Below are 15,126 nucleotides of genomic sequence, written 5' to 3'. Positions count from 1 at the left end.
TATCGCCGGGAACCGAGGTTCCCGGCAATTCATCAGCAAAAATCGAATTCTATAAAAAGGCTGATATGCATATTCATGTTTTAGGATCGGCAGCAGGCGGTGGTTTCCCGCAGTGGAACTGCAATTGCCCGAATTGCGACGGCCTGCGCAAAGGCACGATCAAGGCAAAAAAACGCACGCAGTCTTCCATCTGCGTCAGCGCCGACGGCATTAACTGGGTGCTGTTCAACACTTCTCCAGATATTCTGCAGCAAATCCAGGAATTTGCTCCATTGCAGCCTGGCCGTGCGATCCGCGATAGCGGGATCGTGGGCATCGTGCTGATAGACGCGCAGATCGACCATACGACGGGCCTGCTGATGTTGCGCGAGGGTCAGGTCAAGCGCGAGATTTACTGTACCGACATGGTGTACCAGGACCTGACCACCGGTAACCCCTTGCTCAACATTCTCGGCCATTATTGCGGCGTGAACCGCCACGACATCCCGATCGACGGCAAAAACAGCTTCAGCGTGGAAAATGCGCCTGGCTTGCGTTTTACCGCTGTCGCCCTGAAAAGTGCTGCGCCGCCGTATTCGCCGCATCGTAACGATCCGCATCCAGGCGACACCATTGGCGTGCTGATCGAAGACCTCAACAACGGCAAGAAAGCTTTCTATGCGCCAGGCCTGGGCGAGATCGAGCCTCACCTGCCAGCCCTGATGGAGCAGGCGGACTGCATCATGGTGGACGGCACGTTCTGGACCAATACCGAAATGATCGATATGGGCCTGATGACCAAGAAGGCACGCGACATCGGCCATAACCCGCAGTCGGGCCCAGGCGGCATGATCGAGGTGCTGGATGCTTACCCCAATGCGCGCCGTGTGTTGATCCATATCAACAACACCAACCCGATTCTGCGCGAGGATTCCGCAGAGCGTGCAGAATTGACAAAACATGGTATCGAGGTCGCCTATGACGGCCTGGACATTATTCTCTAGGAGAAGGACATGAACGCACCTGTGATAGGCAACACTCCCTGGACACGCGAAGAGTTCGAGCAGCAATTGCGCGACAAGGGCAGGGGATACCATATCTACCATCCGTTCCACGTGATGATGTACGAAGGCAAGCTCACGCGCGAGCAATTGCAATGCTGGGTCGCCAACCGCTTCTATTACCAGATCAGCATTCCGCAGAAAGACGCGGCCATCATGTCCAACTGCCCGGACAAGGAAATCCGCAAGGGCTGGATCCAGCGCATTATCGACCATGACGGAGATGCAAATAACGTCGGCGGCATCGAGGCATGGATACAGCTCGGCCAGGCAGTCGGCCTGAGCCGCGAAGACGTGACTTCCCTCAAGTTCGTCGCGCCCGGCGTAAGGTTTGCCGTGGATGCCTATGTTAATTTTGCCAAGCAACGGCCATGGCAGGAGTCGGTATGTTCCTCCCTGACCGAACTGTTTGCGCCACATATCCATCAACAGCGCATCAGCTCCTGGCCCAGCATGTATCCCTGGGTCAAGGAAGAGGGCCTGATCTATTTCAAGAAGCGCCTGACCGAAGCCAGGCGCGATGTCGAGCAAGGGCTCGCCGTGACCCTGGATTACTTCAGCCAGAGCCGTGAGTTACAGGAAAAGGCGCTGGATATCCTGCAATTCAAGCTGGATGTGCTGTGGGTCATCGCCGATGCCATCATGCTCGCCTCAACCAACATCAAGGTAGAACAGAATGTCGACTATCTCAGACAACCACGATAAGGCGGATAACGCCAGCGTCGTCTCCGCAGGCGACGTCTATGCCATTGCGCGCCATTACCGTTTCCAATGGGAAGAAGCGCAGCAATGCTACGTGCTGCTGTTTCCCGAGGGCATGATCAAGCTCAACGGCGGGGCGGGCGAAGTTATCAAGCGCGTGGACGGCCAACGCAGCGTCGCTGACATCGTGGCCGATGTTCAGGCCGCCTTTCCCGACGTGGCGGACATCGAGGCTGACGTGATCGCCATGCTTGACCTTGCGCTGGAAAAGGCCTGGCTGGAGAAACGTAATTAGCGGCCTGTGGCAGGCGCATTGCGGAAGGAGCAGAAAACATGAGTACACCGGTTCAACAAAACAACGGCGTTGCCGCCTCCAAGACCAACACCCAACCCTTGTGGCTGCTGGCCGAGGTGACATATCGCTGCCCCTTGCATTGCGCCTTCTGCTATAACCCTACCGATTACGACAAGCACACAAAGAACGAGCTGAGCACCGAGCAATGGATACAAGCCCTGCGCGATGCGCGCAAGCTTGGCGCATTGCAATTAGGTATCTCCGGCGGTGAGCCGCTCTTGCGAGACGATATTGAGGAGATTATTGCCGAGGCCAGCAGCCTTGGGTATTACACCAACCTCATCACCTCCGGCGTCGGCCTCACGGAAAAGCGCATCAGCGCCTTCAAGGAAGGCGGGCTGGACCATATCCAGCTTTCCATGCACGACATTACCGAGGAAATCAACAACTTCATCACCGGCACCCGCACCTTCGAGCTCAAAAAGAAAGTCGCCGCCATGATTAAGGCCCATGGCTATCCCATGGTGCTCAACGTCGTGATCCACCGCTTCAATATCAAGCACGTCAAGGAAATCCTCGAGATGGCGGAAGCGCTGGGGGCGGACTTCGTCGAACTGGCGAATACCCAGTATTACGGCTGGTCCCTGGTCAACCGCAGCCAGCTTATGCCGACCAAGGAGCAGATCGACGAGGCCGAGGCCATCACCAATGCCTTCCGTGAAAAAGTCGGCAACAAAATGAAGATATTCTTCGTGGTGCCGGACTACTTCTCCAACCGTCCAAAGAAATGCATGAACGGCTGGGGCGAAGTGTTCATGATCGTCACTGCCAACGGCGACGTGCTGCCATGCCATTCGGCGCGCGTATTGCCCAACATGAGCTTTCCCAACGTCAAGGCCAATGGCCTGAAATGGGTTTGGGAAGAGTCGCCCGCATTCAATAAATACCGCGGCGACGATTGGATGAAAGAACCCTGCCGCAGCTGCCCGGAAAAAGAGAAAGACCTCGGAGGCTGCCGCTGCCAGGCCTTCCTGCTCTCAGGCGACGCCGAGGCGGCTGACCCCGTTTGCACCAAGTCGCCGCACCGGCACTTGATCGACGAAGCCATCGCCAATGCGCAAAAGCCTTACCTGCAGGCGCAGCCCATCCTCTTCCGCAACGACAAGAACTCGCGCAAGCTGATCGAAGGTGAGAATAGGGAGTTGGTGGAAGAATTCCACGCATTGCCTTAATTAATGAAAAAGGGGAGCGACGGCTCCCCTTTCTATTTCAGCCTTAGAGGCTTAGTGCGAAAGATGCAAACCGCACTCGCGATTTTCTTCGCCCTTGGTCGGGTCGAAGTAGTCGAAGTTGTTCGGCAAGTTGTGTGCAGTCAGGTATTGATACAGGTCTTTTGAGGTCCAGTGCAATAAAGGCGCGACCTTGATCAAGCCGTCCGGGTTGATGCTGACCGGGTCCATTTGGGCGCGTACTGCGGTATCGGTGGCGCGGAGGGCGGTGAACCAGACTTCAGGTGCGGTTTCACGCAGGGCGCGTGCGAAGGGTTCCAGTTTGACTTCTTCCGTAAACGCGGCGTGGCGCGGGTCATCAAGTGCCGGAACGGGGCCGTCAACGGCCTCCTGGTGGGCGCGGGAGCGCCTGGGCAGGTAGATGCTCAGGTTGAGTTTGAGCTGGTTCGTGACTTCATCGGCAAAGCGGTAGGTGGCCTCGGTGTTGTAGCCGCTGTCCATCCAGATCACGGGAGTGTCAGGCCGGATTTTGGCGACCATGTGCAGGATGACGGCCTCGAAAGGGCGGAAGTTGGTCGTGACGATGGCTTTCTTGTTCAGGCCTAGCGCCCATTCCACCAGTTTTTCCGCGTCGCGTCCCAATTCTGCGTTGATTTTTGCCAAGTCCAGTTGCATGCTTTACTCCGTATTGATGGATCGACTAAAGTCGACATAAGGTAAGTGACTTATTGTAACAAAGCGCCGCTCCGATTACATTGGCACTAGCCTGGTTGCAGGCTATCCATTATTGGCCGTATGGGGAATGTTGGAGCGGCTTATAAAAAAATCAAACGCTTAGTCTATGGAGGTAAGGGATGTTCAGTGCGCTGCTGCAAAACCAGATCCAGAAGAGTTTGACCGGCTTGCCCGTATCCGTGAGCTGGAACGGCGAATTACTCGCAGGCGATGCGGATGCCAAGGTATCGATCCTGGTGAACGATGCCAAAGTCCTGGCCGTGCTGGCCAAGCCGACCTTGGGCGGGCTTGCGCGGGCTTATGTCGAAGGCTGGATGGATTTGCTGGGCAGCGCGAAGGATATCTTGTCGCTGGGCCAGGCCTATTGCGGGGTAGATGCGAGCAACGATGCCGAGACGCGCAAGGATTGGCGGTGGTGGCGCCACACCCGCAGCCGCGACCGCCGCAATATCACTTACCACTATGATGTTTCCAATGATTTCTACGGGTTGTGGCTGGATCGGCGGCGGGTCTATTCCTGCGCTTATTTCGCCGATGGCGACGAAAGCCTGGACCTGGCCCAGGAAAAAAAGCTCGACCATATCTGCCGCAAGCTGATGCTGAAGCCGGGGGAGCGCTTCCTCGATATCGGTTGCGGCTGGGGCGGCCTGGTGATGCATGCCGTCGAGCATTACGGCGTGAAGGCGGTAGGCATTACCTTGTCCGACAACCAGCATGCCCACGTGCAGCGCCTGATAGAGGAGCGCGGCTGGCAGGATAGGCTGGAGGTCAGGCTCATGGACTACCGCGACCTGCCTGCGCACGAGACGTTCGACAAGATTGCCAGCGTCGGCATGTTCGAGCATGTCGGCCGCAAGAACCTCCGGCTGTATTTCGACAAGATCTACAGCCTGCTGAATACCGGCGGGCTGGTCATGAACCACGGCATCACCTCGGTGGCGGTGAAGAGCAGCGGGCTGGGCAACGGCATTGCCGAGTTCATCGATGAGTATGTCTTTCCCGGCGGCGAGCTGACGCATGTGTCCAACGTGCTGGCGGAGCTGTCCCTTTCCGGCCTCGAGCCGCTGGATGCGGAAAACCTGCGTCCGCATTACGGCAAGACGCTGTGGGAATGGGTGGAGCGCCTGGAGCAGCATCGCGAGCAGGCATTGTCCATGATCGGCGAGAGCAAATACCGCATCTGGCGCATCTATATGGCCGGGTCGGCGTTCGCGTTCGATCACAATTGGCTGGCCTTGTTCCAGGTCGTCGCCGGCAAGCCCGATGCGCAAGGCATGCTGGATTATCCATACAACCGTAGCCATATTTACCGTTAGGCGATATTCTTGAGGCTTTTGCCGGGCTGGCCCTGGCAGGGCTTACCGGAACATGCGTCATTCCATTTTGCTGGTGTACGTGCTTGCAGGCCTGACGGCGCTGGCACCGTTCGCGATCGATACCTACCTGCCTGCCTTTCCCCTGCTGGAGCGCGATCTTGGCGCTTCCACGGTGGAAATCCAGCATAGCCTTACCCTGTACCTGCTGCCTTATGCGCTGATGACGCTGTTCCACGGCGCCATCAGCGATGCAGTAGGCCGCATCACGACCATACGCTGGGGGCTGGGCATCTTCATCCTCGCCTCGATAGGCTGCATGCTGGCGCCCAATGTGGAGACGCTGTGGGCCATGCGGATTCTGCAGGGGCTCTCGGCCGGGGCAGGCAATGTGGTGGCGCGCGCCATGGTGCGCGATCTTTTCCAGGGAGTGGAGGCGCAGCGCGTCATGGCGACGGTGCAGATGCTGTTCGGCATTGCCCCGGCGGTGGCGCCCATCATCGGCGGTTGGCTGCTCGGCATCCATTGGCAGGCAATCTTCGGCTTCCTCGCGCTGTATGCGGTACTGATCGCATTTGCGGCATCGAGATATCTGCCCGAGACCATGACTAAGGAAAAGCGTACGCCGTTATCGGTGGCGAACGTATGTCGCAATTACCAGGCGATTTTCAGCCATCGTGAATTCAGCTTGCTGGTGTTGGCAATCGGGGCGAATTTCTCGGCATTCTTCCTCTATGTGCTGGCGAGCCCGGTATTCCTGATCCAGCACCTTGGCCTGAGTTCGCAACAGTTCGCCTGGATGTTCATTCCCACGGTTTGCGGCACGGTGCTGGGGTCATGGCTTGCCAAGCGCGCGGCGGGCAAGTATGGCGCCCGGCAGATATTGCGCTTTGCCTATGGATGGATGGCCGCGATGGCGGTGCTGAACCTTGCAGCCAGCCTGTTGCCTTTTACCCACGCCGCATTGAATATCCTGCCGATCGCCTTGTTCAATATCGGCCTGGCGCTCGGCATGCCATTGCTTTCGATCAGCGCGCTGGATTGCCATCCCCGAATCCGCGGCACGGCAGCCTCCGGGCAGGCGTTCATGCAAATGCTGCTGTCGACGGTTTCCGCCGGAGTGGTGGCCCCCTTGGTCTGGTATCATCCGGCAGGACTGGCCTTGGCGATGCTTGGCTATTTGCTGCTAGGCTGGCTCGCCGTCAGGCGCACCGGGCTGTTCAGACATGCGCATGCCGGGCAAGGATTGCCCGAGCAATAAAGGCGCCAGCCCTTTATAATAGCGAACTTGACTGGCCGTACTGTGGTAGGTACTGGCTTCAACCGCATTCAACCAGGCAGCCTTGCTGCCAAGAACTCGAGAGGTTTTCATGGTAATCAAACCCCGCGTGCGCGGCTTTATTTGTGTCACGGCACACCCCACCGGCTGCGAAGCCAACGTCAAGCAGCAGATCGACTACGTCAAGGCGCAAGGCGCCTTCAATGGCCCCAAGCGCGTGTTGGTGATCGGCGCATCCACCGGCTATGGCCTGGCAGCGCGCATCAGTGCCGCATTCGCAAGCGGCGCCGCGACAGTAGGCGTGTTCCTGGAGCGGGCAGGCGAGGGCAGTAAGCCGGGGTCGGCGGGCTGGTACAACTCCGCTGCATTCCACAAGTTTGCGGAAGCGGAAGGGCTGTATGCCAGCAGCGTGAATGGGGATGCGTTCTCCGATGCCGTGAAGCAGCAGACCATAGACATCATCAAGCGCGATCTCGGACAGGTCGATCTCGTGGTCTACAGCCTCGCCGCGCCGCGCCGCACCCATCCCAAGACCGGCCATGTCTACAACTCCACCCTCAAGCCCATAGGCAAGACCCTGCATCAGCGCGGCCTGGATACCGACAAGGAAGTGGTGAAGGAAAACGTGATCGAGCCTGCCAGCGACGAGGAAATTGCCAACACCGTCGCCGTGATGGGCGGCGAGGACTGGCAGATGTGGATAGAGGCGCTGGACCAGGCGGGCGTGCTGGCCGATGGCGCCAAGACCACGGCCTTTACTTACCTGGGCGAGAAGATCACGCACGATATTTACTGGAACGGCACCATAGGCGCGGCCAAGAAAGACCTGGACCAGCGTGTTCTGAAGATTCGCGAGCAATTGGCCGCCAAGGGCGGCGATGCGCGCGTGGCGGTGCTCAAGGCATTGGTGACCCAGGCCAGCTCTGCGATCCCGATGATGCCGCTCTATCTTTCCCTGTTGTTCAAGGCGATGAAGAAGGCAGGCACGCACGAAGGCTGTATCGAGCAGGTTGACGGCCTGTACCGCGATAGCCTATACAACGGCACACCGATTGTGGACGAAGAAGGCCGCTTGCGTGCCGACTACAAGGAGCTTGCGCCCGAAATCCAGGAAGAAGTGGCTACCTTGTGGGATAAAGTCACTGATGAAAACCTGTATGAGCTGACTGATTTCTCAGGCTATAAATCAGACTTCCTGCGCCTGTTCGGTTTTGGCGTGGAAGGCGTGGATTATGAGGCCGACGTGAATCCTGAAGTCCCGATTCGGAACCTGGCCCAGGTTTAAAGATCCAGGTGTAAAAACTATGCCCAATAAAAAAGCCCACACATGTGGGCTTTTTTATTGGGCTGATAAAGTGCGAATTGACTATTCAACCAACAGGTCGCGCTTGCCAGGCGTGCCGTTGTTGGCATCGGCATCGGGCAGCGGGGCCTTGCGTGCGGTAATAGCCGGCCAGATTTGTGACAGGCGGGCATTCAGTTCGATGAATTCCTGCTGGTCTTCGGGCACATCATCCTCGGAGAAGATGGCTTCAGCAGGGCATTCCGCTACGCACAGGGTGCAGTCTATGCATTCATCCGGATTGATTGCCAGGAAGTTGGGGCCTTCAACAAAGCAATCCACCGGGCAAACATCGACACAGTCGGTATATTTGCACTGGATGCAGTTCTCGGTTACTACGTATGCCATTTATATTCCTCTATGGGTCTTAGCACTACTTAATATAATGCTGGGATTATAAGCGATATTAAATACGGTATTTATTGATTTTAGCAATAAGACTGTTTGGTTTTGCCGATATAAATCAAGCCTGTACCATCCCTGCGCCAACGGTGTTGTTGGTCGCTTCATCGATAATAATGAACGAGCCGGTGGCGCGGTTGACATCATAGGGATCGACCATCAACGGTTGCGCGAGCTTGAAGCTGATGCTGGCGATATCGTTCATGTGCAGGCTGCCCTCGGCTGCCAGCTGCTCGGTAGTGTTGACATCGATCTTGTACTCGATGCTGCCCACCTTGGCCTTGGATTCACGCGTGGTATGGCGGATGATGTAGGTGCGGGCGGGCGAAAGCGGGGTTTCTGAAAGCCAGCACACCATGGCATTCAACTGCTTCACTGGGGCAGGTGCTTCAGCCTTTTTCACGATCATGTCGCCGCGGGAAATATCAATCTCGTCCTCGAGCAGGATAGTGATGGATTGCTCGGTGATGGCATGTCGCAACGTCACGTCGCCAAGCTGGATCGCCTTGACGCGGGAATTCAAGCCGGACGGCAGCACGGTGATTTCGTCGCCTACGGCGATCTCGCCAGACTCGACGCGGCCCATGAAACCGCGGAAATCATGCAGCTCGGGATTGTCGGAGGCATGCGGACGGCAGACGAACTGTACTGGGAAACGGAAGGGTTCGGTGCGCTCGGAGTGGGCCGGCGGCGCCGATTCCAGCAGTTCCAGCACCGTAGGGCCCTGGTACCAGGGCATGGCATCGCCGCGATCCACGAGCATATCACCGTTGAGCGCGGACATAGGCACGAAGTGGATATCGCGTCCGTTGCGCTGCAGGCCGATCTGCTCGGCGAATTCCAGGTAGGTGGCACGGATGCGCTCGAATTCGGATTGCGAATAATCCACCAGGTCCATCTTGTTGATCGCGACCACGATATGCGGGATGCCTACCAGTTGCGCCAGGTAGGAATGGCGGCGGGTCTGGGTCAATACGCCCTTGCGTGCGTCGATGAGGATGATGGCAAGGTTGGCGGTGGAAGCCGCCGTGACCATGTTGCGCGTGTATTGCTCGTGGCCGGGGGCGTCGGCAATGATGTACTTGCGGGTGCCGGTGCTGAAGTAGCGGTAGGCGACATCGATGGTGATGCCTTGCTCGCGTTCCGCCTGCAGGCCGTCGGTCAGCAGTGAGAGGTCGACGGATTCCATGCCGCGCTTCTGCGAGGTGCGCTCGATCTGGGTCAGGGTGTCCGCCAGGATGGTCTTGGTGTCGTACAGCAGGCGGCCGATCAATGTGCTCTTGCCGTCGTCCACGCTACCGCAGGTCATGAAGCGCAACAGGCTGTCGTTGTGCGCAGGTAGATTTTCTAGTTTGGACATCTTCAGTACTCTTTAAACTTGTCGCTATTCAGCTGGTTGGTTGGTCGGCTGATGAATCTGGCCGTCATCTGCAGTGCGTAGTGGCCTAGAAATAGCCTTCCTTCTTGCGTTGCTCCATGGAGGCGTCCGAGGTCTGGTCGTCCAGGCGCGTGGCGCCGCGTTCGGTGATGGTGGTGGTCGCGGTTTCCAGCACGATCTTGCCCAGGGAGTCGGCATCGCTAGGCACCGGCGCCGTACACGTGATGTCGCCGACGGTGCGGAAGCGCACCTGCATGCTGATGACTTCTTCGCCTGCCTTGGGATGGTTGATGACCTCGCCGCTGGTAAGCGGCACATTGACAGGGAAAATCGCGCCATTGCGCATCACGACATCGCGGTTGTGCGCGAAGTAGATGCTGGGCAGGGCGAGTTGCTCGCGTTCGATGTATTGCCAGACGTCCATTTCCGTCCAGTTGGAAATCGGGAAGGCGCGGATGTTTTCGCCCTTGTGGGTACGGGCATTGTAGAGGTTCCACAATTCCGGGCGCTGGTTCTTCGGGTCCCATTGGCCGAACTCGTCGCGGAAGCTCATGATGCGTTCCTTGGCGCGGGCCTTTTCCTCGTCACGGCGTGCGCCGCCGATGCAGCAATCGAAGCCGAACTCTTCAATCGCCTCGAGCAAGGTTACTGACTGGTGCTTATTGCGGGATTCGTCCGGCGATTTCAGCACCACGCTGCCGCGCTTGATGGAGTCCTCCACCGAGCGCACGATCAGGCGCTCGCCGAGCTCGGCGGCACGCTGGTCGCGGAAGTTGATCACTTCCTGGTAGTTGTGGCCGGTGTCGATATGCATGAGCGGGAACGGAAAACGGCCCGGGCGGAATGCCTTTTCTGCCAGGCGCAGTATGCATAGCGAATCCTTGCCGCCGGAAAACAGCAGCACGGGGTTGGAGCATTGGCCTGCCACTTCGCGCAGGATATGGATCGCTTCCGCTTCAAGCCAGTCGAGGTGGGAGAGGGTGGATTGGGTCAAGGTCGTCATATCGATTTTGTGCTGAAATTGTTGCTGTCTGTCAGCTCACATCTCCAGTTAGGATTCCTAAAACAAAACTACAACTTGCAAAGCCAGGCTGGCGTAGTCGTGGTTGCCAGCCGGCATACGGATTTACTGCGCAGTGGGCTGCCGGTTCACGCGGCGCCAGACGGGCAATTGCTCGTCAACGGCGCCTTGATAGGGCTGGCTGAAGTCCTGCAGGCTCGCCAAGGCGTCTTCCGCGGAGCGGTCGGCGCGGATCAGGTAGCTGTTGAAGCCGCAGCGCTTGAGGAAGAACAACTGGTCGCGTAATACATCGCCGAAAGCGCGCAGGATGTTCTTGTAATGGTAGCGCGTGCGCAGCAGGTTGCCGATCGAGAAGATGCGGCCGTCGGCGAAGCGCTCCACATGCACGGCGATCAAGGGCAGGCTGTTGATGTCCTCGACCGAGCCGACCAGGTCTTCCAGCAGCTCATGGGTGTCGAGCCAGACGCCCAGCTCGCCGGCGGCATGGCGTGCCGCGAGTTCGGCCTTGCGTTCGCGCCATACGGCCAAGGGCACCAGTATCTTGCCAGCGGCAGGGATTTCGGTATTGGCGATCTGCTCGGCGGTGTGGCTGGCTTCGCCCGTGAGCTTGAACAGCACCACCTTGCCGGCCTGTTTCTTCACGACTTCTTCGCCGGCGGGCATGGTGACCAATGCCCATTCGTCCTCGACGATGGCGTTGTTCAGGATCAGGTTGGACTGATGATCAGGCATGTGCTACTTCCTTTTTCTTCTCGCCATAAACATGCGTCTTGAACGGGGCAACGCCAATGCGCCGCACCGTATCGATAAAGCGTTCCTCCGGGGTGCGCTCGCGCACATAGACATCGATCAGCTTCTGGATTACGCTAGGCATCTCCTCAGCCGCGAACGACGGGCCGAGAACGGTGCCCAGGCTGGCATCGTTGCCTTGCTTGCCGCCCAGCGTGACCTGGTACCACTCGGAACCGTCCTTGTCCACGCCCAGAATGCCGATATGGCCCACATGGTGGTGGCCGCAGGCATTCATGCAACCCGAGATGTTCAGCTCGAGTTCGCCGATGTCGTATACGTAGTCCAGATCGTCGAATTGCATCTGGATGGCCTCGGCAATCGGGATGCTCTTGGCATTGGCCAATGCGCAGAAGTCGCCGCCGGGGCAGCAAATGATGTCGGTCAGCAGGCCGATATTCGCGGTAGCGAGGCCAGCCGCGCGCGCCTTCTCCCACAGCGGGAAAAGGTCGGACAGCTTGACGTCGGCCAGGATCAGGTTCTGCTCGTGAGAGGGCCGCACCTCGCCGAAACTGTATTCGTCGGCGAAGTCCGCAACGATATGCATTTGCTCGGAGGTAATGTCGCCGGGCGGATTGCCATGCGTCTTGAGCGACAAGGTCACGGCACGATAGCCAGGCTGTTTGTGCGCATGGGTGTTGCGTTTGACCCAGGCAGCGAATGCGGGGTTGCTCGCGACTGCGCTATCAAAGCCGGCATCGTGCTCAGGCAGCGTTTCGTACGGCATTTGGGTGAAATACTTGCTCACGCGGGCCAGTTCGGACTCGGTGATGGTGTTCGGGCTGTCCTTGAGGTACTGCCATTCCTCTTCCACCTGGCGGCGGAACTCCTCGATGCCCAGCGCCTTGACCAGGATCTTGATACGCGCCTTGTAGGCATTGTCGCGGCGGCCGTGCAGGTTGTAGACGCGGATAATGGCTTCGCAATAGGTCAATACATGCTGCCATTCCAGATGTTCGCGCACGACGGAGCCCAGGATGGGGGTACGGCCCAGGCCGCCGCCTACCCAGACGCGGACTGCCATCTTGTCTTCCTGGTCGCGATAGAACTCCAGGCCGATATCGTGGGCCTGGATCAAGGCGCGATCCTGTTTGGTGCCCGAAACCGCAATCTTGAACTTGCGCGGCAGCAGGGCGAATTCAGGGTGGAACGTGCTCCATTGGCGGGCGATTTCGGCGATGGCGCGCGGGTCGACCACTTCATCAGGCGCAACGCCGGCGAACTGGTCGGTGGTGATGTTGCGGATGCAATTGCCGGAAGTCTGGATGGCGTGCATTTGCACAGTGGCGAGCTCTGCCAGGATATCGGGCACGTCTTCCAACTGGGGCCAGTTCAATTGCAGGTTTTGACGGGTGCTGAAGTGGCCATAACCGCGGTCATAGCGCTTGGCAATGTCGCCAAGCTTGCGCAGTTGCCTGGAGGAGAGCATTCCGTAAGGGACTGCGATACGCAGCATGGGGGCATGACGCTGGATGTACAAGCCGTTTTGCAGGCGCAGCGGACGGAACTCCTCGTCGGTCAACTCGCCCGCGAGAAAGCGGCGAGTCTGGTCACGGTACTGTTTGACGCGCTCGTCTACGATGGCCTGGTCAATTTCGTCGTATTTATACATGAGCTCACTTTATGCTAGAACAAATTTCAAACCGATCAGCAAGAGGATCAATGCCAGGATCGGGCGTAATACTTTTTCCGGAATTTTGGCACTCAAATGGCTGCCAATCCAGATGCCTGGCAGCGAGCCGATCAGCAGGCTGCCGAGCAATACAAAATCCACGTGACCCAGCGTCCAATGCCCGATGCCTGCGAGCGCAGTCAGCGGAATGGCGTGGGCGAGGTCGGTGCCCACGACTTTCAAGGTGCTCATCTTCGGGTAGAGCAGGAGGATGGCAATCGTGCCCAGCGCCCCCGCGCCTACTGAGGATAATGTCACCAGCGCTCCTAGTACGGCGCCAGTCAAGATAGTGGCAGCGACTTGTGTCGTGCCCGTGAAGCGACCGGTGCTGATGGCACTTTGCTCGACTTCACGCTGCTTGTTGCGCATGATGACGCTGCGGACCAGCAGAGCACATGCGGTTAAAATCAATGCAATACCCAGGGCATAGGTAATCAACCCGCCGATTTCCTTGCCCACGGCCATCAAGTGCTTGATGACGTAAATCGTGATGACCGATACTGGCAAGCTGCCAGCCGACAGCAACCCGACGACCTTCCAGTCCACAGACTTGTGAGTGCCATGATGCACCCAAACGCCGCCTGTCTTGGTTAGTGCCGCAAACAGCAAGTCGGTTCCAACTGCCACTACTGGCTTGAAGCCAAACAGGAATACCAGCAGAGGGGTCATCAATGAGCCGCCTCCCACTCCGGTAATGCCAACAAGAAAACCTACGGCAAAGCCGGAGAGAATGTATCCTATGTCCATGAGTTGATTGTTGTTTTTATCTGGGACGTCTGGTTGTCCAGTTAAAAAACCATGCCAGAAAAAGCCTTACATTATAACAGGTTAATTAAAATTTTTCATAGTATGTTATTCTATGCATATGTGATTTTGTTATAAAACCAAGGCTGAATAAACACATGAAAATACATCAATTGCGGTACATTCGCGAAGTCGCCCGCCAGGGCTTGAGTGTATCCCTTGCGGCTGATGCCTTGCATACTTCCCAGCCGGGGGTAAGCAAGCAGATCCAACTGCTTGAGGACGAGTTGAGCCTGCAGATATTCAAGCGCAATGGCAAGAGGCTGATCGGGGTTACGGAACCGGGCCAAATTATACTGCAGTTGGCTGAACGCGTCATGATGGAGATAGACAACATCAAGCGCGTCGGCGATGAGTTTTCACATGAGGATTCCGGCACGCTGACCATCGCCACCACCCATACCCAGGCGCGCTATCGCCTGCCTGCGGCGGTGAAGGAGTTCATGCAGCGCTATCCCAAGGTCAAGCTGACCATCCACCAGGGCAACCCTACGCAAGTGGCTGAGCAGGTGCAGAAGGGGGAGGCCGACATCGGCATCGCAACCGAGTCCATCAGCAGCTTCACCGACCTGCTTTGCCTGCCTTGCTACCAATGGAACCGTTGCCTCGTGATGCCGCAGGCCCACCCCTTGCTGGCGGAACAGCCCATCACGCTCGAGAAAATCACGCGCTACCCCTTGATCACCTACGATTTCGCTTTCACCGGCGGTTCCTTGGTGAGCAAGGTATTCGAGAAGGCAGGCCTGAACCCGAACGTGGTATTGACCGCGATTGATGCCGATGTGATCAAGACCTATGTCAACCTCGGGCTGGGCATTGGCTTGCTTGCCAACATGGCGTACGACCCGCAGCGCGACAGCCACTTGGCGATGCTGGACGTGAGCGATTTGTTCCCGCCCAGCACGACTTATATCGGCTTGCGCCGCGATGCCTACCTGCGCGGGTATTCTTATGCGTTCATCGAATTACTGGCGCCGCATTATCCCCGCAAGGCGGTGGAGGCCGAATTGAAGACCGGCTACAACGCGGCGGCGGAACAATAAACGTTCATGCGGTGATTGCCGAGGTTGCCGCCGTGCATTTCTGGTATTGTTGAGCATCTGTTCAATTGATAGTTCTTTGAGG

Annotated in this window: 15 protein-coding genes; 8 read left to right on the top strand and 7 right to left on the bottom strand. The window is 57.7% G+C overall.

Annotated features, from left to right (window positions below; translation table 11 throughout):
* Window positions 1–65: 65 nt before the first annotated feature.
* From pqqB to pqqE, 4 genes are read left to right on the top strand one after another with little or no spacing between them, the layout of a single operon-like run.
* Entirely contained in the window at window positions 66–983 is a 918-nt protein-coding gene (gene pqqB / locus ACWXTG_RS05225; protein WP_407993613.1) for a pyrroloquinoline quinone biosynthesis protein PqqB, read from the top strand.
* Window positions 984–992: 9 nt separating this feature from the next.
* Complete coding sequence (gene pqqC, locus ACWXTG_RS05220; protein ID WP_480220952.1) at window positions 993–1,745, top strand: pyrroloquinoline-quinone synthase PqqC; 753 nt, start codon at window positions 993–995, stop codon at window positions 1,743–1,745.
* Window positions 1,717–2,037 (top strand): pyrroloquinoline quinone biosynthesis peptide chaperone PqqD, encoded by a 321-nt coding sequence (gene pqqD, locus ACWXTG_RS05215; RefSeq protein ID WP_309565501.1) that lies wholly within the window; start codon window positions 1,717–1,719, stop codon window positions 2,035–2,037. The genes pqqC and pqqD overlap by 29 nt, the downstream gene beginning before the upstream one ends.
* Before the next feature lie 38 nt (window positions 2,038–2,075).
* On the top strand, window positions 2,076–3,269 hold the full coding sequence (pqqE, locus tag ACWXTG_RS05210) for a pyrroloquinoline quinone biosynthesis protein PqqE (RefSeq protein ID WP_309565500.1): 1,194 nt from the start codon (window positions 2,076–2,078) through the stop codon (window positions 3,267–3,269).
* A gap of 51 nt (window positions 3,270–3,320) precedes the next feature.
* Here the strand turns inward: pqqE and ACWXTG_RS05205 are convergent, their stop codons facing one another.
* On the bottom strand, window positions 3,321–3,941 hold the full coding sequence (locus ACWXTG_RS05205; RefSeq protein ID WP_407993610.1) for a phosphoadenosine phosphosulfate reductase domain-containing protein: 621 nt from the start codon (window positions 3,939–3,941) through the stop codon (window positions 3,321–3,323).
* Between the two features lie 179 nt (window positions 3,942–4,120).
* On the opposite strand from ACWXTG_RS05205, the gene ACWXTG_RS05200 reads away from it, so the two are divergent.
* From ACWXTG_RS05200 to fabV, 3 genes are all read left to right on the top strand, one after another.
* Window positions 4,121–5,317: a class I SAM-dependent methyltransferase gene (locus tag ACWXTG_RS05200; protein ID WP_480220951.1), complete on the top strand. Its 1,197-nt coding sequence runs from the start codon at window positions 4,121–4,123 to the stop codon at window positions 5,315–5,317.
* A gap of 52 nt (window positions 5,318–5,369) precedes the next feature.
* Window positions 5,370–6,575, top strand: coding sequence for a multidrug effflux MFS transporter (locus tag ACWXTG_RS05195; RefSeq protein ID WP_480220950.1), 1,206 nt, complete (start codon window positions 5,370–5,372; stop codon window positions 6,573–6,575).
* A gap of 109 nt (window positions 6,576–6,684) precedes the next feature.
* Window positions 6,685–7,878: an enoyl-ACP reductase FabV gene (fabV, locus tag ACWXTG_RS05190; protein ID WP_407997126.1), complete on the top strand. Its 1,194-nt coding sequence runs from the start codon at window positions 6,685–6,687 to the stop codon at window positions 7,876–7,878.
* A gap of 81 nt (window positions 7,879–7,959) precedes the next feature.
* On the opposite strand, the gene fdxA is transcribed toward fabV, so the two are convergent.
* The 6 genes from fdxA to ACWXTG_RS05160 form a co-directional block, all read right to left on the bottom strand.
* Window positions 7,960–8,283 carry a ferredoxin FdxA gene (gene fdxA / locus ACWXTG_RS05185; RefSeq protein ID WP_309565495.1) on the bottom strand — a complete coding sequence of 108 codons (324 nt, stop codon included), beginning with the start codon at window positions 8,281–8,283 and terminating at the stop codon, window positions 7,960–7,962.
* A 115-nt stretch (window positions 8,284–8,398) separates the two neighbouring features.
* Window positions 8,399–9,697, bottom strand: coding sequence for a sulfate adenylyltransferase subunit CysN (gene cysN / locus ACWXTG_RS05180; RefSeq protein ID WP_480220949.1), 1,299 nt, complete (start codon window positions 9,695–9,697; stop codon window positions 8,399–8,401).
* A gap of 85 nt (window positions 9,698–9,782) precedes the next feature.
* A complete protein-coding gene (gene cysD, locus ACWXTG_RS05175; RefSeq protein WP_480220948.1) occupies window positions 9,783–10,718 on the bottom strand; it encodes a sulfate adenylyltransferase subunit CysD in 936 nt (311 codons plus the stop codon).
* 123 nt (window positions 10,719–10,841) lie between these two features.
* A complete protein-coding gene (locus ACWXTG_RS05170; RefSeq protein WP_480220947.1) occupies window positions 10,842–11,468 on the bottom strand; it encodes a DUF934 domain-containing protein in 627 nt (208 codons plus the stop codon).
* The gene (locus tag ACWXTG_RS05165; protein WP_480220946.1) at window positions 11,461–13,137 is read right to left on the bottom strand and encodes a nitrite/sulfite reductase; all 1,677 of its coding nucleotides are present in this window, start codon (window positions 13,135–13,137) and stop codon (window positions 11,461–11,463) included. Before ACWXTG_RS05165 ends, ACWXTG_RS05170 begins: the two co-directional genes overlap by 8 nt.
* Before the next feature lie 9 nt (window positions 13,138–13,146).
* Complete coding sequence (locus ACWXTG_RS05160) at window positions 13,147–13,944, bottom strand: sulfite exporter TauE/SafE family protein (protein ID WP_407997128.1); 798 nt, start codon at window positions 13,942–13,944, stop codon at window positions 13,147–13,149.
* A 155-nt stretch (window positions 13,945–14,099) separates the two neighbouring features.
* Between ACWXTG_RS05160 and ACWXTG_RS05155 the strand changes: the two genes are divergently transcribed.
* Window positions 14,100–15,044: a CysB family HTH-type transcriptional regulator gene (locus ACWXTG_RS05155; RefSeq protein ID WP_480220945.1), complete on the top strand. Its 945-nt coding sequence runs from the start codon at window positions 14,100–14,102 to the stop codon at window positions 15,042–15,044.
* The last annotated feature ends 82 nt before the right edge of the window (window positions 15,045–15,126 follow it).

This window comes from Methylobacillus sp. DLP286, assembly GCF_056636515.1.
The sequence above is the reverse complement of the archived record's forward strand: the minus strand, read 5'-3'. Positions and strand labels throughout refer to the sequence as shown.

Excerpts from the sequence above, each read along its gene's own strand:
- pqqB (WP_407993613.1), top strand. The coding sequence starts at position 66 with ATGCATATTCATGTTTTAGGATCGGCAGCAGGCGGTGGTTTCCCGCAG.
- pqqC (WP_480220952.1), top strand. The coding sequence starts at position 993 with ATGAACGCACCTGTGATAGGCAACACTCCCTGGACACGCGAAGAGTTC.
- pqqD (WP_309565501.1), top strand. The coding sequence starts at position 1,717 with ATGTCGACTATCTCAGACAACCACGATAAGGCGGATAACGCCAGCGTC.
- pqqE (WP_309565500.1), top strand. The coding sequence starts at position 2,076 with ATGAGTACACCGGTTCAACAAAACAACGGCGTTGCCGCCTCCAAGACC.
- ACWXTG_RS05205 (WP_407993610.1), bottom strand. The coding sequence starts at position 3,941 with ATGCAACTGGACTTGGCAAAAATCAACGCAGAATTGGGACGCGACGCG.
- ACWXTG_RS05200 (WP_480220951.1), top strand. The coding sequence starts at position 4,121 with ATGTTCAGTGCGCTGCTGCAAAACCAGATCCAGAAGAGTTTGACCGGC.
- ACWXTG_RS05195 (WP_480220950.1), top strand. The coding sequence starts at position 5,370 with ATGCGTCATTCCATTTTGCTGGTGTACGTGCTTGCAGGCCTGACGGCG.
- fabV (WP_407997126.1), top strand. The coding sequence starts at position 6,685 with ATGGTAATCAAACCCCGCGTGCGCGGCTTTATTTGTGTCACGGCACAC.
- fdxA (WP_309565495.1), bottom strand. The coding sequence starts at position 8,283 with ATGGCATACGTAGTAACCGAGAACTGCATCCAGTGCAAATATACCGAC.
- cysN (WP_480220949.1), bottom strand. The coding sequence starts at position 9,697 with ATGTCCAAACTAGAAAATCTACCTGCGCACAACGACAGCCTGTTGCGC.
- cysD (WP_480220948.1), bottom strand. The coding sequence starts at position 10,718 with ATGACGACCTTGACCCAATCCACCCTCTCCCACCTCGACTGGCTTGAA.
- ACWXTG_RS05170 (WP_480220947.1), bottom strand. The coding sequence starts at position 11,468 with ATGCCTGATCATCAGTCCAACCTGATCCTGAACAACGCCATCGTCGAG.
- ACWXTG_RS05165 (WP_480220946.1), bottom strand. The coding sequence starts at position 13,137 with ATGTATAAATACGACGAAATTGACCAGGCCATCGTAGACGAGCGCGTC.
- ACWXTG_RS05160 (WP_407997128.1), bottom strand. The coding sequence starts at position 13,944 with ATGGACATAGGATACATTCTCTCCGGCTTTGCCGTAGGTTTTCTTGTT.
- ACWXTG_RS05155 (WP_480220945.1), top strand. The coding sequence starts at position 14,100 with ATGAAAATACATCAATTGCGGTACATTCGCGAAGTCGCCCGCCAGGGC.